Raw genomic sequence first — 22,903 nt, 5'->3', positions numbered from 1 at the left:
CCCGGCGATGACCGGCGCCGCCGCCGTGCGACCGTCAAGGGGATCGATCACCGGGTGTGCCGTCGCCTGCCGGGAGCGGCATCAGCGTCCAGGGGCCGGTCATCGCCGCCACCGCGCATCGCGCCGCCCCAGCACGTTTGCCAGCGCCGTCATTTGCGGCATCAGCGCGGCGAAGTTTTCGCAGGTCAACGATTGCCCGCCGTCCGACGTCGCCCGATCCGGGTCGGGATGCACTTCGAGCATCACGCCGTCGGCGCCGGCTGCCAGCGACGCCAGAGCCAGCGGCGGCGCCAGGTACCATTTGCCGGTGCCGTGCGATGGATCGGCGATCACCGGCAGATGGCTCCGGCGTTTAGCGAGCGCCACCGCATTCAGGTCCATCGTGTTGCGTGTCGCCGTCTCGAAGGTGCGAATGCCGCGTTCGCACAGGATGACATTCGGGTTGCCCTGGGCAATGATATACTCGGCGGAGAGCAGCCATTCCTCGATCGTCGCCGACATACCGCGCTTGAGCAGCGCCGGTTTGCCACTGCGCCCGACTTCCTCCAGCAACTGGAAGTTCTGCATATTGCGCGCGCCGATCTGCAACACATCGGCGTAGCGCGCCACCAACTCAACGTCGGTTGGCGTCATCACCTCGGTGACGATCGGCAGACCGGTCTCGGCGCGCGCCTGCGCCAGCAGACGCAACCCTTCCTCTCCTAATCCGCGGAAGGTGTACGGCGACGAACGCGGCTTAAACGCGCCGCCGCGCAGCATATGCGCGCCTGCTTCGCGCACGGCGAACGCAGTCGTCATAATCTGCTCTTCGCTCTCGACGGCGCACGGTCCGGCGATCACGATAAACGAACCGCCGCCGATCACCAGATCGCCGACTTGCACGATCGTGTCGTGGGGATGAAACTCGCGCGCGGCAAGTTTATAGGGGCGGGTGATGCGCACCGCTTCCTGGACGCCGGGGAACCGCTCGAGTTCTTCCCGCAGCGTCGGTGGAATGGCAGCGCCGATGACGCCAACGATGTTCCGCTCTTCGCCATAGGTGACGCGCCCTTTAAGCCCATGCTCCTGAATGCGCGTCAGAACGGCGTTCAGTTCCTCTTCGGTTGCGTTGCTGCGCATGACGACGATCATAGAGACATTCTCCTTTGCCAGCGATAATAGTTGATCGATGGACGACAGACGATGATTCTTCTGCGGCAGCGCCAGGTGCAGGCGCGGTCGCACGGCGATAGCGAGTTCGAGAGCGGTCATGGCATCCTCCTGGAAGCGAGAACCGAGAGCCGAGAACTGAGAACCAAGAACCGAGAACCGAAAACCGAATCATTCCGATGTCTGGATGCTGCTATGACGCAGGTGCATGCCACAGCCGAATAAAAAAGCGGAGGCATCATCCTCCGCCAGTCCACTGTTCCGGTGACCCTGTCAGCGCATGGGTCATGCTCCGATCAGGGCGCAATGTGTGCGCTCCACGAATGTACACATGAACGATTTCGTTCGCTCGACGGGTCGTGTTCCAGTGGATCAGAACGCGAATACAGCGCGGCAGGCTCCCCGGAACCGCCATTTCGTGGGTGCAGAGCAACGCGGTATCGAGCCAGCCGAGTTCGCGTGCAGCGACCGCCGGGAACTCGGCGGTCAGGTCGGGCGTGGTGCTGAAGATGGCGCTGGCGATGTCTTCGGGGTGCACGCCATTGGCAGCAATGATCCGTTGCAACAGATCGCGCGTCGCTTCGAGGATCGCCTCGCGCGTGTTCTCGTCGCATGTCGTTGCGCCGCGAATGCCACGACAGAAGATCGTCATACCTTGCTCCTGAAAACCAAGAAGGCGTGGAGCCTGTTGCTCCACGCCTTCTGAGTTCCGGTACTCTCGACTTCATCCAACGCGAAGCAACCAGTCTCTTGGTGAGCCGGCAAAATACCAGAACCAGAAGAAATAGGCGCTTCGCGGTTGCATAAATGCCGTCGTTTGCTGTCTCAAAACCTTATGTGCCGGAAATATACCATACCTGAACGATGGTGTCAACGACCGGAGCCAAGCAGTTCTTCCGCCTCGATGATCGCCTGCGCAATATCCTTCATTTTGGCGCGTTTGTCGCGTGCGCGCTGCCGTAGCCGCTCGTAGGCGTCGCGTTCGGTCAGACCCAGGCGCTGCATCAGAATCCCTTTGGCGCGTTCGATCAGTTTGCGCGCTTCGAGCGACTCTTCCAGTTCGTGTACCTGTGTGCGCAGCGTCTGCAAGTCGCGGAAGCGCGCCAGTGCAACATTGATGGCAGGCAAAAGTTCCGCTTCGTTGACCGGTTTAACCAGATAGGCGAGCGCACCCGCCTGTTCCGCCTTGCGAATGGTTTCGCGATCGGTGTATGCCGTCAACATGAGAACAGGAGTCGGGCGTTGCTGATTGATCCGCGCTGCCGCCTCCGTCCCTTCCATTTCGGGCATACGGATATCCATAATGATCAGATCCGGTCCAAGGCGCGCTGCGAGGTCAATGGCTTCGGCGCCAGTGCGGGCGATCCCTATCACGTCGTAGCCAAGCCCTTTCAGTTGCTCTTCGAGCGTGAGCGCCACCAGATCATTATCTTCCGCGATCAGAATGCGCGTAGCTGCCATAGGCGCCGCCCTTTCCACGTATATATGTGGAAACGGTATCAACCTCTCTATCATAGCATACCTGGTCGAATTGTAAACCCATCTTTCTGTTGAGGGTTGTCAAGCGAGGGTGTGGAGCGTTTCTCTATGTCTGACGGTGATACTATCAAGCGTTGCGGCTACGATTGCGGCAGTGACGGCGTGATGGCGCGGCGCGCTGCGCCGGGGATGCACGCGATTGCTCAGAACGATAATGATCACGCGGTGTTGTGGGATGATTACCAGCGCCGGTCCGGTAAAGCCGGTGTGACCGTAACTTCCCGATGGTGCAGGACCCATGAAGTTCGGTCGGTCGAGCATCCATCCCAGTCCGCACGCCAGCGTCAACCCTGATGTGTGATTCGTCGTTGCCAGTGCAATTGTCTCTGGCTGCAAAAACGATCCGCCAGCGCAGTCGGGGGTTGGAGGCAGCCAGGCGCGGCAGAATCTCCAGAGATCGTCGGCAGTGCTGAAAAGACCGGCATGCCCGGCGACCCCACCCAGCGCATACGCGCTTTCATCGTGGACTGTTCCGTGGACCAGGCGACCACGCCACGCATCATCGAATTCAGTTGGTGCAATCCGTGCCAGCAATGCCGAATCAGGGCAAAACATCGTGTGGCGCAGTCCCAGTGGCTGGCAGATCAGGGCATCAATGGCGCGGTCGAGTGGTTGCCCGGATACCGTAGCAACGATCTCACCAAGTAACAATGAATTAATGTTGGTATAGGCGACGCGGCTGCCGGGCGGATGCGCTGGCAAGGTGTGGTAAACCGTTGCAAGCAGCGCATCGCGTCCACTGCGGCAGAGGGTCGAAAGGCGCAGGTCAAGCCCGGAGGTGTGTGTCAGCAGGTGGCGTATCGTCACGTTATGCGCGCGAAACGCTGGAAGATACGCACCGACCGGCGCTTCCAGGTCAATCAGGCATTCCTCGTACAGGCGCAGCGCCGCTGTCGCTGTAAACATCTTGGTCAGCGACGCAATGTCGTATATGGTCGTCGGCGTGACCGGTATGCGCTCAGGCGCATCGTAGGTCGTCGCGCCATATGCTGCGTTGTGGAGCACAATGGTGTCGCGCGCAACACGGACGACGGCGCCGGGGAAAATGCGCTGTGCGATGGCATCGGCAACAATGGTGTCAATCGCTGAAACAGGCACGGCAGGCACGGTTCATTGTGCGGGAGCGCAGGCGGGTCGTTCGGTAAGCCAGGGGTCAAACTGCACCAGATCGCCCGGCGCATCACCGCGACCGTCGGCATGGCGATCCGGTTCATACGGTCCTTCGGCAGCCCCCCACCAGTTGGAACGCATGTCGATGAGCACGTCGCTGGTGGCGCCACGCCCAATGCCGCGCTCCAGGTAGATCGGAATGATCGGCGGCGTGTGTTTCTCAATCGCGTTGTTCCGAATGGTCAACAATGGGAGACCAGGCGCCTGCGGCAGGGTGCTGAGGACACTCAGACCATTCGAGCCGCCAATGAACCCGTTGCACTGCACGATGCCCTGCAATGGTCCATTCGTCTCCAGCGCGAGATTTGGTCCGTCCTGACCAACGAGGAGATTGCCCTGAATATCGAGCGTCACGGTATCGTTGGGGCTGCGGCTGTCAATGCGGACGTTGGGGGCGCCAAATGCCATTCGATTGCCGCCGATACGGTTCCCTACCAGCGTGACGCTACCGCCGCTTTCGTAAATGATCTCAACTGCTGCGCCATATGGCATGTCATTTCCCGCGATCTCACTGTCGCGCAGTTCGAAGCGACCGCCGGCGATGCGCACATGACCGCCGTTGTCGGTGATACGGCTCGAACGGATCGTCAATGATCCCCGCTCTGACGAAATGACCGTCCCGCCCGCGCCGCCGCCGCGCACGTCGACGTGTTCCAGCACGATGTCGCTGCCAGGTTGCCCGACGATTCCTTCCCAGCGCGGCAGAGCGGCGCCGCTGAAGCGCACCGGTCGATCCGCCTGCCCAAGGGCGTACAGGCGACCATCAACATAGAGGGTGACTCCAGGAGGAATGCGCACCTCAACCCCCGGCTCGATAATCAACCCGGCGCCGGCTGCAACCACCGTGTCGCGTCGTAGAATGATCGGGCTTTGGGCGATTGTCCAATAGGTGGTGCTGCGGATGATATCGATCGGGATTGGCGTCGCCGTCGGTGGAGGGCGCGTGGGGCGGGGCGCTGGCGGCTGCGTTGGCTGAACAACGACGGGCGACGGTTCCGGTGTTGGTTGGACGGCAGTCGGCTGCTCCGGCGTTGGTTGCACCACAGGAGGAGGGGCAAGCGTTGGTTCCAGGGTTGGCGCCTGGGCAAGCGCCGGCGTCGGTGCGGCTCCGGCGACGTCGGGGGCTGCGGTTGGCAGCGGAAGATCGAGTGTTGGCGATGGCGCTGCGAGACCCGGTGCGATATTCTGCGGCGGCGGATACGGCGGCGTATCGGTTGGCGGCAGCGCCGCGACGGTCGGCAACATGGTGGGCGCCGGGGTTGAGGTGGAAACCGGTTCCACCACGGCGACGGTCATTTGCACCAGGGTGGGTGCAGGCGTCCGGGCGCGCGCCAATTCGCTTCCCGACGGCGGAAACAGCACCGCCAGCAGAATGGCGAACGCCAGAAAGAGAAGCGCCGCCAGCAGGATGATAGTATCGCGCGAGATACGAAACGGCAGCATCGGCGCTGGCGACTTATCGGGTGGCTGGTTGGCGGGATCCACTCTCGCTCCTCGAACGCACGACATCCCCTCGCATCTTACCACAGCGCCACAGGCGGCGCAACGCCGGTTGGCGATTCTGGAGTACAATCACGCCTGTGGAATACGCGCGCGCTTCTTCAGGAGGATTGCTGTGAACTGCTGGCACTGCGAACGACCGGCGCACGGGACATGCATGTTTTGCGGGCGAGCGCTCTGCAAGGACTGTGCGCAGGAGATGCCCCATATTGTGGCGCTCTACCAAAATGAGCGCAATGTGTATCGCGCGATTGTCACTGCGCACGCACTCTTCTGTGGCATCTGCGAGCCGCGCGAGGATCCGATCGAACTCCCGGAACTGAAGTAGCGAGGCGCCTTCGTTGGGATTGATGGCAGCGATCACTGCGACGATGGCGGATGGATCGGCAAACGCACAATCATGTTCGTGCCAACGCCGGTCTCGGTTTCAAACTGAATATCCCCTCCATGATCCTTAATGATGCCATAGGATACCGACAGCCCCAATCCGGTCCCAGGAGTGCTGCTGGCGCCGAGCGCGCCTTTCGTCGTGACGAACGGTTCGAAGATGCGGTCACGCACATGCTCGGGAATGCCTCCACCGGTGTCGAGAACACTGAGTTCGACCCATTCGTCGCACTGCCGGAGCGAGACGGTGATCGTTCCACCATTCTGCCCAATGGCATCGCGCGCGTTCGTCACAAGGTTCAGCAGAACCTGGGCAATCTGTCCGCCATCGCAGAGAATCGATGGTGTAGGTTCGATATGGCGCGCCAGCGTAATATTGAGTTTCCGCAGATCGACCTCGACAAGCGTCAGAGTTTCGGCAATGATGTCGGCAAGATGGTGCACCTCGCGGCGATGCTCACTGCGCCGCGCGAAGGTCAGCAAGCCGCTCGTGATAACCCGTCCGCGCTGGCATGCCTGCCGGATGACATCGAGTGCGTGGTCTTTTTCAGCAATATCGCCGGTGCTGCGCCCCAGTTCGGCATAGCCAAGCATGCCGCCAAGCAGATTGTTGAATTCGTGTCCGATGCCTGCCGCAAAGGTGCCAACTGCTGCCAGTTTCGAGGACTGGATCAGTTCCGCCTGCTTCTGGCGAAGCTCGGTGAATAGGCGAGTATTCTCAATCGCCACAGCCGCCTGGCGGGTGAACGACGTCAGAATGCGTTGATCATCGCTATTAAGACCACGCAAGTGGTCGAATGCCAGGCAGATCACACCAAGCGCGCCGTGGTCGGTTCGGAGCGGGAGCGCCAGCAGCGTCGACCAACGCATGGGATCATCGGATGTGATCGGTGGCGCCAGGCGCAGGATATGTTCCCCGGCAATCATGGTGATCTGTCCGCGCTGCATGATCTCACGATACCATTGCTGGTCCGTCAGCGGCAGATCGGGACGTTCGAGCGTCAGCCGATGCACCGCCAGCACGCGCAAAGCATCATTGTCGTCGAGGGCGACCCAACCGGCCTCGGCGTCGAGCAGGGCGGCAAGGCGTTCACAGAGGAGTTGAAGTTGACGCCGGTCATCGAGGGTTGCCAGCATAGCAGTTGCCAGCGCCTGGAGGCGCTCGAGACGTTCAGTGCGTGTGCTGAGCTGCTCGCGCAGATCGGTCAATTCGGCATTGATATGACCCTGGCGCGCCTGATTGCGCGCCAGAAACTGCACGCACCCAAGCAGCGCCAGTGTAAACGGCAGCGCCTCGGGCGCGGCGGGCCAGAAAGCGCCGAATAGCGCGCCGTGAAGCGCCATCACGGGGACGTACCATGGCAGTGCGACGATGCTGTGGCGCAGGCGCGTCGACCAATGCATCTCTGCCGTGTCGAAGAGCGCTTCGAGCAGGTAACCAGCGCCCACCAACAATGCCAGCGCCAGTGATGGAACGAGTGGTGGCGTCGCCGGCACAACCCATGCCATAAGCGCGACTCCGCTGACGATTAATGTGCGAATAGCAATGATGCGAACCGTGCGCTGCCAGGGTCGTCGCGTTGAGAGCAGGCTGCCGACCAGCGTTGCGATCAGCGCGGGAGACCAGGCGGTCATCATTGCTCCTGCCACGAGCACAACAGGCGCTGGCGTGAGTCGCCATCTGTCCTGCACGCGCACAGGAAAACGATCACAGAGCAGAAGCAGGATCGCCAGTCCGACGCCGATGGCAAGCGTGGAGAGAGACCATTGCTGGAACATAGCGATGGCAATACTGGTGAGCGTGAGGGTGATGGCAGAAGCAATAGCGGTTGGCTGGTAGAGCCGACGGATCAGTGCTGAGATCTGAATGGTTTGATTGGGCGCAGGCGCCACGTGTTCGGATGACATCGTGCAGAGTGGTCTTTGTCTTTGCACCAGCCTCCAGCGTTCATTCCGTGAGCGTAGCGCCTGGAGATAATGGAGTGCAGTATGCGCGGCCGTCTATTCGCTCAGGCGTCCGATCAGATAAGCAATGCAGGCTTGTGCAGGAATGTGACATATACTGATGATATACCATGCCGTTGGGGTATGTACAAGGAGTACTATAGTCAGGGTTTTTTACTATGGAAACATCATTCAGTGCAGCTGAACTCGACCCATACGCCGAGCGCGTCACCAGCGGCGTTGCAACGCTTGGAGGCGTTCTGATGCTGCCAACACTGTTTCTCTATCTCAGCGGCTTGCTGGTGGCAGGCATTGCGCTGACCGGCGCTGTCGTTACGGTTGCCGTCGCGCTGGCGTTGGCGGCGTGGCTGACGCTGAACTATGCCATACAACCGGTCGCTTATGTGGCGGCAAAGGATGCGTTGATCGTTCGACGGCGTTGGGCGCGCGCGTTACGCGTTCCTTTCAAACAGATCGCTGGCGTCTCACCGGCGGGCGCACTGGCGGATGTGCCACGCTTTGGTCTGCGTCGTTCGTTCAATGCCGGTGTGTTTGGGTATCACGGTCTCTTTCATCTCGATCCATACGGGCGCGTGTTTTTCGCCGCGACGCATCGAGAACGGTTGGTAGCCGTAGCGCGGTATGATGCGCCGTCGCTCATTATCAGTCCGGCGCGTCCGCGTGAGTTTGTCGATGCGCTGCGTGAAGCGTTGCTTCAGTATGCGTCGGCGGATCGGGAAACTCACCCTGCGCCGACGCAGTAGTCGCTCGGTGCGATGGCGACGCGCGTCTGCGTCGATAAAAAGCATTCATCGTTCTGGCGGCTGCATCGCACATCCCACTATGTTGCCGCAGCGTATCCATGCATTGACAATGGTGCTGCTTGTGATAGAATACACACGTTCGCCTGAAAAACCAGTAAAGGGGATCCGTATGAAGATGCACAAGTCCTTGTGGGTGCTGATGGTTGCCGTCGTTTCTGCATTTGCGCTGGCTGCGTGCGGCGGCGGCGGTGGCGGTGGTGGCGGTGGCGGCGGCGCGAGCACAACGATCGAGATCGCGTCCGATGGCGAGAACCTGGCATACGATAAGAAAGAGTTCACGGTACCCACCGGTCAGACGATCACCGTGACGTTTAAGAATACGTCAACGGCGCAGCAACACAATATCGTGATTGTCAAAGGTGGTGAGGATGTCGCCGCGAAAGTCGATGAAGAGGCGATTAACGCCGGTCCTCCCGATTTCCTGCCAGCCGATCGGACGAACATCATCGCCGCTACGAAGATGCTCGGTCCTGGCGGCAGTGAGACGATTACCTTCACAGCGCCCGCTCCCGGGACGTATGTGTTCCTCTGCACTTACCCGGCGCACTATGCTGGCGGTATGAAAGGCGTGATGACGGTCGCGCCGTGATGCCGGGCGAGGGGCGCGGCAGCGCCGTGTCCTATGGGGCGCGGCGGCGCTTCGCCCTTACGATTGCCGTTTTTCGGAGAGGATGAGGCGCGGCAGCGCCGCGCGCTGGTGGGGCGCGGCGTTGCCGCGCCCTTTTGTCGGGGAGGACGGGGCGCGGCGGCGCTTCGCCCTTACGGTTTTACCTTCTTTGTCGTGTGCTCTTTGCCTCTTACCTGGTTTCTGTTACCTTGCGCAATCCACGCGGGTTATCCGGGTCGAGACCACGTGCGCGAGCGAGATGAAAAACCAGTAATTGTCCCGCAATAATTGTCGTTATCGGCGCGAAGCGCTCCTCGACGCTTATCGGCAACCGCGCCGGTCGGTTGGCCGTCTCCAGGATGGCAGACACATCGCTGATGGCTGTCAGATGGGCGCCAAGGTCGTGCAGACGGATCGTGAGGGTCGTGAGATCATCGGCGACGGCGCCACGGGTCGCAATGAGGATGACCGGAAAATCTTCGCGCACCAGGGCAATCGGTCCGTGCTGAAAATCTGCCGCCGAATACGGTTCAGCCGCGATATACGTCAGTTCTTTCAACTTGAGCGCAATTTCCCATGCGGTTGCATAGTGGTAGCCGCGCCCGATGGTGACGGCAGCAGTTGCGCCTGCCATGTCTCCCGCAATGCCGTGCATCCAGGAATCGAGCGTGAGCGCCGCTTCCATCGCGTCAGGGATCGTTGCCAGCGTCGCAAGTCCGGCGTGATCGTTTGCCATGCTGAGAGTTAGCAGTGCGAGCGCCGCCAGTTGGGTCGTATACGTCTTAGTGGCGGCAATACTGCGCTCAACGCCTGCGTGTAACGGAATCGTAAACTCCGCTGCTTCCGCCAATGGCGACTCCGGGTTGTTTGTGATAGCCACAGTTGGCGCCCCTGCCCGGCGCGCGTCGTCGATCACGGTGCAGATGTCGGGCGATGCCCCCGACTGCGAGATGCCGATGACCAGCGCGCCGTCGAAACGCAGATGCGCGCCGTAGCGCGTGTGGAGCGAAGGCGTTGCCAGCGCAACCGGCAGACCCAGCGTCGCGCCCATCAGGTATTGCGCATAGCGCGCCGCGTTGTCCGATGATCCCCGCGCTGCGATAACGACGTACTGATGTCCACGCGCGTTCAGGGTGTGCGCCAGACTGATGATGTGTCTGGACTCAGCATCGATAAGTCGGCGGAGCGCTGCGGGTTGCTCAGCGATCTCCTGGAGGAGAATGGAAGGCGTCATTGGTTTCTCCCTCGTGATACCAATGACCTGTGACCATCCGGCATGGTCACCCCGAGCCGCGCGAGGGGTCGTGCGCGACCCGCGCAGATTCCTCGCTGCGTTTACCCTGAGCGAAGCGAAGGGCTCGGAATGACACGCATGCGGCATCGTCAATCGTCATTGGTATGACATTGATGATTCGGCCTGATCGTGGATCACGGCGAGAAATGTGTCAAGCGCAGTGGCTTCTCGCAAAGGGATGAACGAATTTTCATAGAGATGCCTTTGGTTGTCATTGCTTACTTTCCTTTCTGAGGTACGCTACAGACACACACTGATCAGTACCGCAACATCGCCTGTTTTCCTGACGATTTCTATAGGGGTTCGTACCAACAGAGAGCAGCGCTGGTGAAGCGATGGTGCGGCTGTGAGGCAATTCTGATGAGACCTGTTCTTATGAGCAATCAAGCACCTTACGTTGTGATGATGCACACGCAGGATAGAAATGCTGCCGCAATGCGCCGGTTACGGGGCGAACTCTCACATCGACCTGATGGCTCGATCATTATCCCAGTCAATGCCCAGACGGATCTAGAGCGGGTCTGGATGGTCATCAATGATCTTCTCGGCTATCACGGTCGGCACACGTTTGAAATCATCGTCATGGTGAATAATTATCCGCCTGACGATCCGCCCTCTCTCGCTGCGTTTCACGCTGTAGGGGTTGGTGTTGTCAGTCAGCCGGATGTGCGTTTGCCGGGCATTCGTGTGGCAGTGACGGCGCGCGTCCATGGCGCGCGCGCCGCCACTGCGCCGCTCACCATTCACATCGACGCCGATTGTCGTGTGCCCGATCCAACGGCACTGCTGGATTGGTATGTGGATCAGTTTGCGGCCGGCGCGCGCGCGGCGTATACGCCGGTCCATTTTTGTGATCTGCACGATGATGCTGCGACACAGGCGCGGGTTGCCATTCATCATCTGACGCGCTGGTTCAAGCGCCAGGTGATGGGCATCCCCACGATCCGCGGCAGCAATTTCGCCATTGATCGCGATCTGTTTATTGAGTTGTTCGATGCCGGCTACCTGCCGGCTGATTTCAGCATTGGTCCGGTGTTGCGCGCCCGGCGAACGCCTGTCGTCTATAGCGGCGCGCCACGTCTGGCGGTGTTGACATCGGGGCGCTACTTCGAGCGCGGATGGGGGGAACTGGCGCGTTATCTGATCTATCGGCTGCGCTACAACCTTCAGATGCTACGGGTGCGCGCCGGTATGTCCAATCCTGATGATCGCCAGGCAAACACGGATCGCCCGTATCACATCTATCGCGCCCGAAATGCCGATACGCATGATCAGACTATGAAAGAGAGACGCGTGCCATGAATAGTTTACGTCGCCGACTGGTTGCACTGCTTCTCTGGTTGATTGCGGGTTTCAATATTGAGCGCCTCGATTTGGGAAGCATCAATACGCTGGACCTTGAGCCGTTTACGTATGTTGTGATTGCGCTTGTGGTCTTTCTCCCGTTGTTCAGCGTCTTTCGGCAGCGTCCGCCAATTCTGACGGTTGCGCTGGGGTGGGTTGTGCTGGGAGTCGGGCTGGCGCTCGATCCGTCGCCGAAAGTTGGCGGTGTCCATACCTACCTGACCATTGTCGAGTTTGCGCTGGTTGGCGGCGCTGCGGTGCTGGCGCAGCGCGTCGGCGCTGCGCTGGAGGAGTTTCGCCATGCAGTCGAAATTATCACGCTGCGGGACCGGAATGATCGTCTGCGCTCGCTCCATGAAGTGCAGGAGGATGTCCAGACGCAAATGAGCGCCAGTCGTCGGTTGCACCGCCCGTTGAGTGTGCTCATTTTCGAGGCGGATGCGCGTTCGCTGAATATGATGATGCATCGTTTCGTGCAGGAATTGCAGCGGGGGATGATGCAGCGGTATGTACTGGCGGTGACGGCGCGCGTGCTTGCGCGCCATTTGCGCCGCACCGATCTGATTATTGAAGATAGCAAGCCGGGACGACTGATCCTGGTGGCGCCCGAAACCTCGGAAGAGAAAGCCAGGTTGCTGGGGGATCGACTCGTGCATCTGGTGCAGGATCGCCTGGGGATCAGCGCCTGTTATGGGGTGGCGGCGTTCCCGGATCATTCATTGACCTTTGAGGACCTGGTCGAGACGGCAGAACGCCATCTCCGCCAGAATCACCAGCACACCCGCGACGTTCGTTCGCCGGAGTCATTGAATGCGCCGGAGGTCAGCGTATAGTTCACGCTCTGTCATTTCGGTTTTGGCGGCAGTGAGCGTTGTGTGAGGGTGATTGCGCCACGAGAGCGCTGAAGAGAGCATAGCGAGGGAAGGAAGTATGGCGACCATCGTTAATCGGAGCCGACCGGCATACACGCTCGATTGGATCGAGCGCTACCGTCCTGAACGTCAATGGTTGCGCGGTCGCGCCTATCGGCGCGCCAAGCGGATCATGGATCTGTCCCTGTCACTCCTGGCGTCGCCGATGGTGCTGCCATTGTTTCTGATCATCGCTCTGGCCATCAAAATCGAGTCGCCGGGTGGTCCGGTGATCTTCACACAAAATCGCACCGGCAAGGGCGGGCGGCGTTTCAAAATGTACAAGTTTCGCACCATGGTGCCGAATGCTGAGGAGTTGAAAAAACAACTGGCGCACCTGAACGAATTGCAGTGGCCCGATTTCAAGATCACAAACGATCCGCGCATTACGCGGGTTGGGAAGTTTTTGCGCAAGACCAGCCTTGATGAGTTGCCGCAGATTATTAATGTGATCCGTGGTGAGATGAGTCTGGTCGGTCCGCGCCCGACTTCATTCGACGCCAGCACCTATCAGCTCTGGCAGACAGCGCGCCTCGATGTGAAGCCGGGACTGACCGGTTTGTGGCAGGTGTATGGGCGCGCCAGCACGGAGTTCGATGAACGGTTGCGTCTTGACATCATGTATATCGAGCATCGTTGCCTGGGACTGGACCTGGAGATTCTGGTCCGAACCGTTCTGGCGGTGTTTCAGGGGCGCGGGGCGCATTGATGACGCCGGAGAGATACAACGCGAGGAATGGGAGTGAGTGTATGAGTTCGATGTCACCGCGCCCGCGCACAGTTGCCTATACGATGTCGCGCTTCCCCAAGCTGACCGAGACGTTCATTCTCATCGAAATGCTCGAACTCGAACGTCAGGGAGTGCGGATCGAAATCTTTCCGCTTATTCGGGAAAAGGCGCCGGTGCAGCATGCCGATGCGCAGGAGATGGTCGAGCGGGCGCACTACTGTCGGTTGTTGTCGCGCCCGACGCTCGATGCGCAGGTCTACTGGCTGATGCGCCGTCCGGTCGCGTATCTGCGCGCCTGGTGGCGCGCGGTGCGCGGCAATCTGGCATCGCCCAAATTTCTGTCGCGCGCGCTGGTGGTCGTTCCGAAAGCGGCGTATGCAGCGCGCCGCATGGTCGATCTGGAGGTCGATCATCTCCACGCGCACTATGCGACGCATCCGGCGTTGCTCGCGTATGTGGTCAATCTGCTGACCGGTATTCCCTACAGTTTTACGGTGCATGCCCACGATCTCTACGTCGAGCGCTCCATGCTGCGGGAGAAGGTCGCCGCCGCCCGTTTTGTCGTGGCGATTTCGGAGTTCAATCGCCGAATGCTGATTGATCTGTACGGATCCGTCGCCCAAGAGCGCGTCGTGGTGGTGCATTCCGGGATCGATCCGACCCTCTTTCGCCCGCGCGAGCGGCGCGACTCCGGCGCGGTTTTTACCATCGTGTGCGTGGGCAGCCTGTCCGGCTACAAAGGGCAGCGCTATCTGATCGATGCCTGTGATTTGTTGCGCAAACGTGGGATGGCATTTCAGTGCCTGCTGGTTGGCGAGGGTGAGAATCGACCGCTTCTTGAAGCGCAGATTGAGCGCCTGGGTCTGGAGCGACACGTTCGGCTGCTCGGTGCGCAACCACGTCATCGGGTGAGCGACATTCTGCAACAGGCGGATGTGATGGTCTTGCCGAGTGTTGTGATGCCGAACGGCAAGATGGAAGGCATTCCCGTGGCGCTGATGGAGGCGCTGGCATCTGAGGTTCCTGTGGTGGCAACGGCGATCTCCGGCATTCCAGAACTGGTGCGCGATGGCGAAACCGGTCTGCTCGTGCCGCAACGTCATGCGGCGGCGCTGGCGGATGCTCTGGCGCGCCTGTACGCCGACCGGGACCTGGGGCGACGGCTGGCGGCAACCGGCAGGCAACTGGTGCTGCGCGAATTCAATCTCGAACGTAGTGCGGAGCGATTGCGCATGCTGTTCGAGCGCGACCGACGATCATCGGAGCAGGGTTTGACTGTGCAATCTGTTGAGGCGTCGTGATGGTGACAGATTTGCCCGGGTACCCGCTGCGTGTCTTGCACGTTCGTCCGCGTTTGGGAATCGGCGGTGCAACCGAGTATCTCATCCGGCTGGCGGAGAGCCAGGCGAACGCGGGGTATCACGTGGTGATTGCGTCGGGAGGCGGCGACTGGCTCAGGCGCATTGCAGGGTTTGCGCGCTCCTATGATCGGCTGCCGCTGACGCCATATCTTGGGTCCGGGAAGCGGACGCCGAATCTTCCGGGGTTACTGGCATCGGGCCTCCAACTGGCGCGCATTATTCGCGCCGAGCAGATCGATCTGGTCAATACGCACCATCGCTTTGCGGCGCTGGCGGCCAGGCTGGCGTCGCGGCTGACCGGCACGCCGGTCGTGACAACGTTGCAAGAAGTGCCCTGGCGGAATCGCGGTCTGACACGATTTTCCCTGGGAACGCAGGCTATCACGATGAGTGCAATGATGAAACGGTTCGTCATCGACGTGTGCGATATTGCGCCGGATCGGGTCACGGTGATTCCTATCGGCATCGACATCCCGGCGCCGCTCTCCATAGATCGTCGCCGCCAGTTGCTGGCGGAACTGCGTCTCGATGGCGCTGCGCCGATCATCGTGAGCGTCGGGCGCTTGGTGTCGCGCAAAGGGCATATGTATCTGATACGGGCGTTGCCTGAGGTGATTCGGCGCTATCCCGACGTGCAGGTGGTGCTGGTGGGCGATGGCGAGGAGCGCGCAACGCTCGAACGAGAAGCGCAGGCGTTGGGTGTCGCCGACAGGGTGACGTTTGCCGGTGCGCGGAGCGATGCGGTCGATCTGATGGCGCTGGCTGATTTTACCGCGCTTCCATCGCTCGAAGAAGAGTTTGGGATTGTCATTACCGAGTCGTTTTCGTGCGGCAAGCCGGTGGTGGCCACCACAGTCGGCGGCATTCCCGAGCATGTGCGCTCGATGGAAAATGGCATACTCGTGCCGCCGCGCGACAGCCGCGCGCTGGCGGAGGCGATCATCTTTTTGCTCGACCATCCGAATATGGTGCGTCAGTTTGGCGACTGCGCTCGGCGCATGGTTGAGCAGCAGTATACCCGGCAACGTTTTCTGGAACGCACAGAGGCGGTCTATCGCGCGGCGCAGATGCGGGAGGTTGGGCGATGAGCGGGCGATTCTTCTGGTTCTGCGTGACGCTGATCGGGTATGTCTATGCCGGCTATCCGGCGCTGTTGACCGTACTGGCGCGGTTGCGTCCGCAACCGTTGTTTGCGCCGCCTGCCGATCTGCCGATAGTGACGCTCCTGATCGCGGCATACAATGAGCAAAACGTGATTGCTGCCAAACTGAGCAATAGTCTGGCGCTCGATTATCCGCGCGACAGGCTCCAGATTCTGGTGGCTGCCGATGGGTCGGATGATGCCACGCCCGACATTGTCGCCGATTTTGCCGATTGTGGCGTCGAATTGAGTTATCGCCCCGAGCGCGCCGGGAAACTGGCGGCGATCACCCGTGCGCTCGCGCTGGCGCGTGGTGAGATTATCGTGTTGTCCGATGCGAATAACCTGTACGACGCAGGCGCATTGCGGGCGCTGGTCGCGCCATTTGCCGATCCGAGCGTCGGAGCGACGACAGGCGCCAAAGTGATTGCGAAGGGCGACGGAGCGCTTGGTGACTCGGAAGGGTTGTACTGGAAGTACGAGTCGTACATCAAGCGCCAGGAGACGCGACTGAGCAGTTGCACCGGCGCAGTTGGCGAAATTATGGCGGTGCGACGCGGGTTGCTCGATCAGCCGTTGCTGCCGGAGGCGCGGTTGATGGCAGACGATCTGGCGCTCGCCATGCATGTGCTGAAACAGGGGTATCGCGTGGTATACATACCCAACGCGCGCTCAATCGAGCGGGTATCTGCTTCGGCGCAGGACGAGCAGGAGCGTCGGGCGCGAATTGTGGCGCAGCGTTTTGTGCTGATGCGGCACTCGCACAGGATGTTGCCGCTGTTGAATCCGCTGCTCGTCTGGCAGATTGTGTCGCATAAGTACCTGCGCCCGTTTGTGCCGCTGGCGATGATCGGCGCGCTGCTTGCCAATCTGGCGGCGGTGATTCGTCCGGCGGCGCAGGGGGGGATGCTGCGGCTGGCGTCCCCCTTCAACTGGGTGATGCTGGCGTTGCAGGCAGTGTTCTATGCGCTGGCATGGATGGGAGGGCGCAACGAATGTCGCGGCATATGGGGAAAAGCGCTGTATATTCCGGCGTTCCTGGTGAATGGCAATCGCGCGGCGCTCGTGGGACTGTACCGTTTTCTGACCGGGCGCCATACCTCGCTTTGGAATCGTGTTCAGCGGCGTGAACGTGAAAGCAGCGCATCTGAGCAGCGCCGTGTCAACCCGTCGTACCGTGTACTATCGGGAAAGGAAAACAATCCATGAGTCTGTCAACGTTCATCCGCGTTCTGATCCGCAACTGGTGGCTGGTGGTGCTGGCAACGGCGCTGACGGTGGGGAGCACCGCTGTGTTTGTGTTGGTGCAGAAACCGGTGTATCAGGCGTCCACAACGGTCGAGTTGAAACCCAGCGTATCGCTCGAGGACCCCAATCAGATTCTGAACACCATCAACGCGCTTACCCGGCGGAATGTCATCAACACCATCGCGCGCAAAGCCACGAGTATGTCGATGCACGAAGAAGTGGCGCAGCAGCTTGGCGTGCCGGTCGAAGCCGTGCTCGCGGCGCAGGTGCGCACCATTACCCCGCCGGAGACAAACCTGATCGAAGTGCGCGCGCAGAGCGCCGATCCTGTGTTTGCGGCGGCAGTGGCGAATACGGTGGCGCGCAACATGGTGGGGCAGGACTACGAAAAGGTGATCTCTGTCGAGGTGATCGATCCGGCGACGCCGCCAACATCGCCGATTGCGCCGCAACCGATGCGTTTGCTGACGCTGGGCTTTGTGTTCGGTTTGATCCTCGGCGTGGCGTTTGCGTTCCTGGAGCAAGTGTTGCAGGGTCTGCGCACAGGCGCCGATACGTCTGGGGTGATGATCGGCGCGGCGCAACAACCTGCGCTCTCGACGGTCGAGGCTGCGATTCCATCTCCGGCGCCATCAACGGAAGAATAAGACGCCATCCTCGGTCACACGCTATTGATCGTATCTCTTCGTTGCTGTCCGGTCGGTGCTCCGTTCCGGCGCCAGAACAGCTCAGCACAGCGAGGGTGGGATGTACCTGGAACGTCTTCTCAAAAATCCGATGGACGTTACTGCCGGTCTCTGGCGACACGTCTGGTTTCAGGTCGGCGTGGTGGTGGCTGTTTCCATCGCCGCCGGAATGCTGGTGTCGCGCGACGTGCCGCTCTGGTTGTTCTTCGGCGGCATCGCGGGGATTGTTGTCGTTGCAATTGCCTTTATCAAACCGGAGTATGTCGCGGCGGCGCTGCTGGTGATCCACTGGGGAAACATCCACGACGTGCTGATCAAGTATCACGGCATTCCTTCGGTTGTGAAACTGATGGTTGCCCTGCTCACCGTGGTATTGCTGGCGCGGCGATTTCTTTCCGAGCGACCGCGCGGTCTGGTGTCCGACCCGGTGATCTGGTGGATGCTGGCATACCTGGTGGTCGGAGCGACAGGTCTGTGGTTTGCGCGCGATACCGACGCGGTGCTGAGTCGTCTCGTTGATACGGCGAAGGACGGTGTCATTGCCGGGTTGATCTTCAACCTGCTTTCGACACGCGCAGCATTCGAGCGCGCGGTGTGGGGTTTGTTGATCGTGGGTGCCGTGTTGAGTGCGTTGACGGTCTATCAGGAGATGACCAAAACCTACGACAACAACTACTGGGGATTCGCGCAGGCGGCGGTGCGCCAGATTTCGACGACCATGGACGACCGCGCGCGTGCGTTTGGCACAGTGAACGATCCAAACTATTTCGGGCAGTTGTTGCTCGTGCTCGTGCCGCTGGCGGTGTGGGCCATTCTGAACGGGCGGACCTGGCGAGGGAAATCGTTTGGGATGGCGGCGTTGTTGCTGTTGCTCGCAGCGATTGGGTTGACCTTCTCGCGCGGCGCGTATCTCGGTGCTGTGGTCGTGCTGGTCGTCTATGCGATGTACCTGCGACTCGATGCGCGTTATTTGCTGATCCTGCCGCTGATCGGCGCGCTGCTCTATGTTGCGCCGCCGGAGTTCCGCGCGCGCTTTGGCACGCTCGATGAAGTGTTGCCGGGCAACAATGCGGGCGCCTATGCCGATAGTTCGATTCAGGGGCGCTCGGTCAAGGCGGAGGTTGCGATTGCCATAGTGGCCGACAATCCGATCTTCGGCGTCGGGCGCGGAAACTATCGGTTGCACTACCGCGACTATATTAACGAAATCGAGGGAGCCGGCTCGAATACTGAACGTGATGCGCATAATCTATACCTGGAAGTCGCTGCGGAACAGGGGATTGTTGGTCTGGTCGTCTTCGTTGGGTTGCTGGCAACTGTATGGGGACGCTTGCGCGCAGCCGAACTCCTGTTCGTAGCGGCAGGCGAACGTCGTATGGCGGACCTCTCGGTTGCGGTCAAGGTTGGGTTGCTGGGGTATCTGGTGACGTCGCTCTTTCTGCACGGCGCGTATGGCTATATGCTCTGGCTCCAGGTCGGCATGGCGGTTGCGCTGGTTGTTATTGCACAGCGAGAAGCAGCAGCGCACGCGGATCATGCGGTGAAAGCGAGCCGGTAATGCAGACGTTTCTCTCGTCCGTTCGCAATGTACTGCCATTGCTGCGTCGAGTGCGGCGCAAGGATGATTGGGCAATCGGAATCTATGGCGGCGCCGACCTGCGTGCGTTGCAACCGTTGCCCGGCGTGCGCAATCCGGTGCTCACGGCGGCGCATGTGCGCGATGTGCCGGCGCTGTTCGTCGCCGATCCGTTCCTGGTGCGCGCCGATGATCACTGGTGGCTCTTTTTCGAGGTGCTGCACGCTGCCCTGCGACGCGGGCAGATCGGCGTGGCCGTGAGTCGCAATGGACGGGAGTGGGAGTATTGCCGGATTGTGCTGGACGAGCCGTTCCATCTGTCGTATCCGTTAGTCTTCTCGTGGAACAATGCCTGGTATATGACGCCCGAAACAGCGTCGCAACGTCAGGTGCGCCTGTATCGCGCGGTGGACTTCCCATTTCGCTGGGAGTATGCCGCTACGTTGCTGGAGGGGGACGATTATCTCGATCCGACGCCGTTCTTCTCTCAGGGGCGCTGGTGGATGTTTGTGGGAACCAATAGCGCGCGCAACGACACCCTGCGCCTCTATGAAGCGGCAACGCCGCTGGGTCCCTGGCGGGAGCATCCGATCAGCCCGGTGGTGCAGGGCGACCCTCGGCGCGCGCGCCCGGCGGGGCGGGTGCTTTGCCACAGTGGACGATTGGTGCGATTTGCGCAGGATTGTTCGCAGAACTACGGCAAACAGGTCTTCGCGTTCGAAGTGACGGAATTGACCCCGGAACGGTATGCAGAGCGTCCCTATGGCGGCGCGTCGCTCCTTGCGCCGCAGCGCGCCGATTGGAATGCGCGCGGTATGCATACGCTCGATCTGCATCCTGTGCAAGAAGGCGCATGGCTGGCGCTGGTTGACGGGTATCGGAAGCGTTTCTATGTGCGCAACGGTTTGGATCACGGGTAAGCAGCGCAATGATGTGTTGCAGCGAACCATAGCGCAGTGCAAACGGGGGGATCGGTCTGGTGCAATCAACGACAACATCGCAATCCGAAGGAGTCGGCAAGCGCGCCGTGCGTGGAACGTTCTGGTCATTCCTTTCGTACACGAGCGGGCGCCTCGTCACGTTTGTCACTACGCTGATCCTGGCGCGTCTGCTGGCGCCGGCGGAGTTCGGCGTGATCGCTTACTGCACACTGGTGATCGCCTATCTCGACCTGCTTAATAATTTTGGCGTCGGGCATGCCCTGATTGCGCGACGTGACAGGTTGGAAGAAGCCCAGAATGCGGCATTCGTCGTCAGTATTGGCAGTAGCGTGTTTCTGTACGCCGGCGCGTGGATTGCGGCGCCCTCGATTGCAGTGTTCTTCAATGAGCCGCAGGTAACGCCGTTGCTGCGCGTGTTGTCGCTTGGGCTGCTGCTGGTCGGAATCGGCACTGTGCCGATGGCTATGCTTCAGCGCGATCTCCGGTTCAAGGCGTATTTACTTCCCGGGATTGTGCGGAATATTATCAAAGCAGTGGTTGCCATCAGCATGGCGTGGCAAGGGTTTGGCGTCTGGAGTCTGGTGGTTTCAGAACTGGTCAACAAGGTGTTGGAGGTGATCATTCCCTGGCTGATTGTGCGCTGGCGACCAACGCGTGCGTTCGACCCGCAGGTGATGCGCGAGATGTTGGGGTATGGCGTCCACATTATGGGGGTCAGTCTGGTTGGCTCCTTTATGGTCAATGTGGATTATCTGCTGGTCGGGCGGTTGCTTGGCGCGGCGGCGCTGGGGTACTATACAATGGCGTTCCGCATTCCCGAACTGGTCATTCGCAGCGTCAGTCAGATCGTCAGCACCGTCGCCTTTCCTGTTCTGGCGCATACCCAATCGGATCCGGCAAAGACGCACGACATGTATTTCGCCTATCTGCGCTATATGGCGCTGGTGACCTTTCCCGCAGGCGTTGGGCTGGCGCTGTTGTCGCCGGCGCTGGTGCGGGTCTTTTTTGCCGAGGTATGGCGTCCGATGACGGCGCCAATGCAGTTCATCGCCATCGCCAGCGCCTTTTCCATCGTGTCGTATCTGTCGGGGATCATTTACAATGCGATTGGGCGGCCTGATCTGACTTTTAAATTGTCGCTGGCGAAACTGCCGATTGTTGTGCTGGTGCTCTCCATCGGCACGTTCTGGAATATTACGGGCGTGGCTGCCGGACATGTCGCGCTGACGCTGGTGTGTATGGCGCTCGATTTGGTGATGATCCGACGGGTGACCGGTGTGCGACTGATGGGCGTGTGGCATGCGGTGCAACCAGCGTTGTTGGGCGCAGGGGTGATGGCAGCCGTTGTTGGTGCGCTCGACGCGATGCTGACGGGTGCGCCCATCGTGCAATTGGCGGCGCTGCCACCGATAGGCGCCCTGGTCTATCTCGGAACTATCTGGATCGCCGGACGTGAGATGTTTCTGGAGGCGCGCTCGGTGCTGCGCGGTAGTCTGGCGCGCGGTTGATCGCTAACCGGCGCGCCGCCCCCGACCGTTTAAGGACGCAATGTATGACAGAACCGCGGGTCAGTGTTGTCATTACGGCATACAATGCCGCCGAATACCTCAGTGCTGCAATCGAGAGCGTGCTGGCACAATCGCATCCCGCAGACGACGTCGTTGTGGTTGATGATGGGTCAACCGACGCGAGTGCGGCGGTTGCGCAATCCTATGCGCATCGTGGCGTTCGCCTGATCCGGCAGGATAATCAGGGTCCCGGCGCTGCGCGCAATCGCGGGATACGCGAGACGAGCGGTGAGTTGGTGGCTTTTCTCGATGGCGATGATCTCTGGTTGCCGAACAAACTTGAGCGCCAGTTGGCGTATCTGGTAGCGCATCCCGAAACGGTCATGGTCAGTTGCCTGCGTTGGCGCTGGGATCAGACGACCGGCGAGCGACACATTGAGTATTTTGGCGTGCCGCCAGGACGCATCCTGGCACATGAGAATGTGGTGCGCAATGTTATTGGCAACCCATCGATGACGCTTATCCGGCGTTCTGTGTTCGATGCGGTCGGGATGTTCGATACGCAACTGCGCTGGGGGCAGGATTGGGATTTGTTTATTCGCATTGCATCCTACGGTCCCGTCGGTTTTGTGGAGGAGCCGCTCATGATCTATCGCTGGCATCCTGGCGGCATCTCGCACCATCGGGGCATCGAACGGTTGGATATGTTTCAGTCTATCGCATGTCGGGGTATTGCCCGTATTCAACCGGCGTGGCGTCGTCCGCTTTTGCTCGCGCGACGGTTGAGTTGGGATCAGTGTGATCGCGCGGCATATGCATCGCAGGTCGGGTTGTCACGGGCGCGTCGCGTATGGCACGCGGCGCTTGGATTGGCATTATTCCCGTTTGAACGTCCGGTGAGCAAAACAAAGCGGCTGCTGCGCTCAATCTTTGGTGATGACTCCTACGCCGCTGTTGGGCGCAGGCTACGGTCGGTCGTGTACCGTCCCATCGGTGAACGGGAAGGTCTTGAACGGTTTTGAAGCATACACTCCGTGGAACAT

21 protein-coding genes are annotated in these 22,903 nt (G+C 60.4%); 14 read left to right on the top strand and 7 right to left on the bottom strand.

Going from position 1 to position 22,903, the window contains the following annotated elements; all coding sequences use genetic code 11:
- Positions 1–99: 99 nt before the first annotated feature.
- From aroF to RCAS_RS16070, 5 genes are all read right to left on the bottom strand, one after another.
- Positions 100–1,131 carry a 3-deoxy-7-phosphoheptulonate synthase gene (gene aroF, locus RCAS_RS16090; protein WP_041332088.1) on the bottom strand — a complete coding sequence of 344 codons (1,032 nt, stop codon included), beginning with the start codon at positions 1,129–1,131 and terminating at the stop codon, positions 100–102.
- A 256-nt stretch (positions 1,132–1,387) separates the two neighbouring features.
- Positions 1,388–1,801 (bottom strand): chorismate mutase, encoded by a 414-nt coding sequence (gene aroH / locus RCAS_RS16085; protein WP_012121597.1) that lies wholly within the window; start codon positions 1,799–1,801, stop codon positions 1,388–1,390.
- Between the two features lie 218 nt (positions 1,802–2,019).
- Positions 2,020–2,610: an ANTAR domain-containing response regulator gene (locus tag RCAS_RS16080; RefSeq protein WP_012121596.1), complete on the bottom strand. Its 591-nt coding sequence runs from the start codon at positions 2,608–2,610 to the stop codon at positions 2,020–2,022.
- Positions 2,611–2,709: 99 nt separating this feature from the next.
- Positions 2,710–3,786 carry a serine hydrolase domain-containing protein gene (locus RCAS_RS16075; RefSeq protein ID WP_041330940.1) on the bottom strand — a complete coding sequence of 359 codons (1,077 nt, stop codon included), beginning with the start codon at positions 3,784–3,786 and terminating at the stop codon, positions 2,710–2,712.
- A 12-nt stretch (positions 3,787–3,798) separates the two neighbouring features.
- A complete protein-coding gene (locus tag RCAS_RS16070) occupies positions 3,799–5,343 on the bottom strand; it encodes a right-handed parallel beta-helix repeat-containing protein (protein WP_012121594.1) in 1,545 nt (514 codons plus the stop codon).
- A gap of 214 nt (positions 5,344–5,557) precedes the next feature.
- Between RCAS_RS16070 and RCAS_RS26275 the strand changes: the two genes are divergently transcribed.
- Positions 5,558–5,686, top strand: a complete 129-nt coding sequence (locus RCAS_RS26275; RefSeq protein ID WP_269632287.1) for a hypothetical protein — start codon at positions 5,558–5,560, stop codon at positions 5,684–5,686.
- A 32-nt stretch (positions 5,687–5,718) separates the two neighbouring features.
- On the opposite strand, the gene RCAS_RS16060 is transcribed toward RCAS_RS26275, so the two are convergent.
- Complete coding sequence (locus tag RCAS_RS16060; protein WP_012121592.1) at positions 5,719–7,653, bottom strand: ATP-binding protein; 1,935 nt, start codon at positions 7,651–7,653, stop codon at positions 5,719–5,721.
- 215 nt (positions 7,654–7,868) lie between these two features.
- Between RCAS_RS16060 and RCAS_RS16055 the strand changes: the two genes are divergently transcribed.
- Both RCAS_RS16055 and RCAS_RS16050 read left to right on the top strand, forming a co-directional pair.
- Complete coding sequence (locus tag RCAS_RS16055) at positions 7,869–8,453, top strand: PH domain-containing protein (RefSeq protein ID WP_012121591.1); 585 nt, start codon at positions 7,869–7,871, stop codon at positions 8,451–8,453.
- Between the two features lie 169 nt (positions 8,454–8,622).
- Positions 8,623–9,102, top strand: coding sequence for a plastocyanin/azurin family copper-binding protein (locus RCAS_RS16050; protein ID WP_012121590.1), 480 nt, complete (start codon positions 8,623–8,625; stop codon positions 9,100–9,102).
- A gap of 208 nt (positions 9,103–9,310) precedes the next feature.
- Here RCAS_RS16050 and RCAS_RS16045 read toward each other — a convergent pair whose 3' ends face one another.
- A complete protein-coding gene (locus RCAS_RS16045; RefSeq protein ID WP_012121589.1) occupies positions 9,311–10,354 on the bottom strand; it encodes an SIS domain-containing protein in 1,044 nt (347 codons plus the stop codon).
- Positions 10,355–10,789: 435 nt separating this feature from the next.
- Between RCAS_RS16045 and RCAS_RS16040 the strand changes: the two genes are divergently transcribed.
- From RCAS_RS16040 to RCAS_RS23425, 11 genes are all read left to right on the top strand, one after another.
- Complete coding sequence (locus RCAS_RS16040; RefSeq protein ID WP_232280041.1) at positions 10,790–11,716, top strand: glycosyltransferase; 927 nt, start codon at positions 10,790–10,792, stop codon at positions 11,714–11,716.
- Positions 11,713–12,591 (top strand): nucleotidyl cyclase domain-containing protein, encoded by an 879-nt coding sequence (locus RCAS_RS16035; protein ID WP_012121587.1) that lies wholly within the window; start codon positions 11,713–11,715, stop codon positions 12,589–12,591. The genes RCAS_RS16040 and RCAS_RS16035 overlap by 4 nt, the downstream gene beginning before the upstream one ends.
- 97 nt (positions 12,592–12,688) lie before the next feature.
- Positions 12,689–13,378 (top strand): sugar transferase, encoded by a 690-nt coding sequence (locus RCAS_RS16030; RefSeq protein ID WP_012121586.1) that lies wholly within the window; start codon positions 12,689–12,691, stop codon positions 13,376–13,378.
- Between the two features lie 41 nt (positions 13,379–13,419).
- Positions 13,420–14,700: a glycosyltransferase family 4 protein gene (locus tag RCAS_RS16025; RefSeq protein ID WP_012121585.1), complete on the top strand. Its 1,281-nt coding sequence runs from the start codon at positions 13,420–13,422 to the stop codon at positions 14,698–14,700.
- Entirely contained in the window at positions 14,700–15,848 is a 1,149-nt protein-coding gene (locus RCAS_RS16020; RefSeq protein ID WP_012121584.1) for a glycosyltransferase family 4 protein, read from the top strand. The genes RCAS_RS16025 and RCAS_RS16020 overlap by 1 nt, the downstream gene beginning before the upstream one ends.
- The gene (locus tag RCAS_RS16015; RefSeq protein WP_012121583.1) at positions 15,845–17,110 is read left to right on the top strand and encodes a glycosyltransferase family 2 protein; all 1,266 of its coding nucleotides are present in this window, start codon (positions 15,845–15,847) and stop codon (positions 17,108–17,110) included. The genes RCAS_RS16020 and RCAS_RS16015 overlap by 4 nt, the downstream gene beginning before the upstream one ends.
- A complete protein-coding gene (locus tag RCAS_RS16010) occupies positions 17,107–17,796 on the top strand; it encodes a YveK family protein (RefSeq protein WP_012121582.1) in 690 nt (229 codons plus the stop codon). The genes RCAS_RS16015 and RCAS_RS16010 overlap by 4 nt, the downstream gene beginning before the upstream one ends.
- A gap of 100 nt (positions 17,797–17,896) precedes the next feature.
- Complete coding sequence (locus RCAS_RS16005; RefSeq protein ID WP_012121581.1) at positions 17,897–19,393, top strand: O-antigen ligase family protein; 1,497 nt, start codon at positions 17,897–17,899, stop codon at positions 19,391–19,393.
- On the top strand, positions 19,393–20,331 hold the full coding sequence (locus tag RCAS_RS16000; protein WP_049768843.1) for a glucosamine inositolphosphorylceramide transferase family protein: 939 nt from the start codon (positions 19,393–19,395) through the stop codon (positions 20,329–20,331). Before RCAS_RS16005 ends, RCAS_RS16000 begins: the two co-directional genes overlap by 1 nt.
- 59 nt (positions 20,332–20,390) lie before the next feature.
- Positions 20,391–21,860, top strand: a complete 1,470-nt coding sequence (locus RCAS_RS15995; protein ID WP_012121579.1) for a lipopolysaccharide biosynthesis protein — start codon at positions 20,391–20,393, stop codon at positions 21,858–21,860.
- 44 nt (positions 21,861–21,904) lie between these two features.
- Complete coding sequence (locus RCAS_RS23425) at positions 21,905–22,882, top strand: glycosyltransferase family 2 protein (protein ID WP_012121578.1); 978 nt, start codon at positions 21,905–21,907, stop codon at positions 22,880–22,882.
- Positions 22,883–22,903: the final 21 nt, after the last annotated feature.

It is taken from the genome of Roseiflexus castenholzii DSM 13941 (assembly GCF_000017805.1).
In the GTDB taxonomy this organism is placed as follows: domain Bacteria; phylum Chloroflexota; class Chloroflexia; order Chloroflexales; family Roseiflexaceae; genus Roseiflexus; species Roseiflexus castenholzii.
This window is presented reverse-complemented; position numbering and strand designations above follow the sequence as displayed.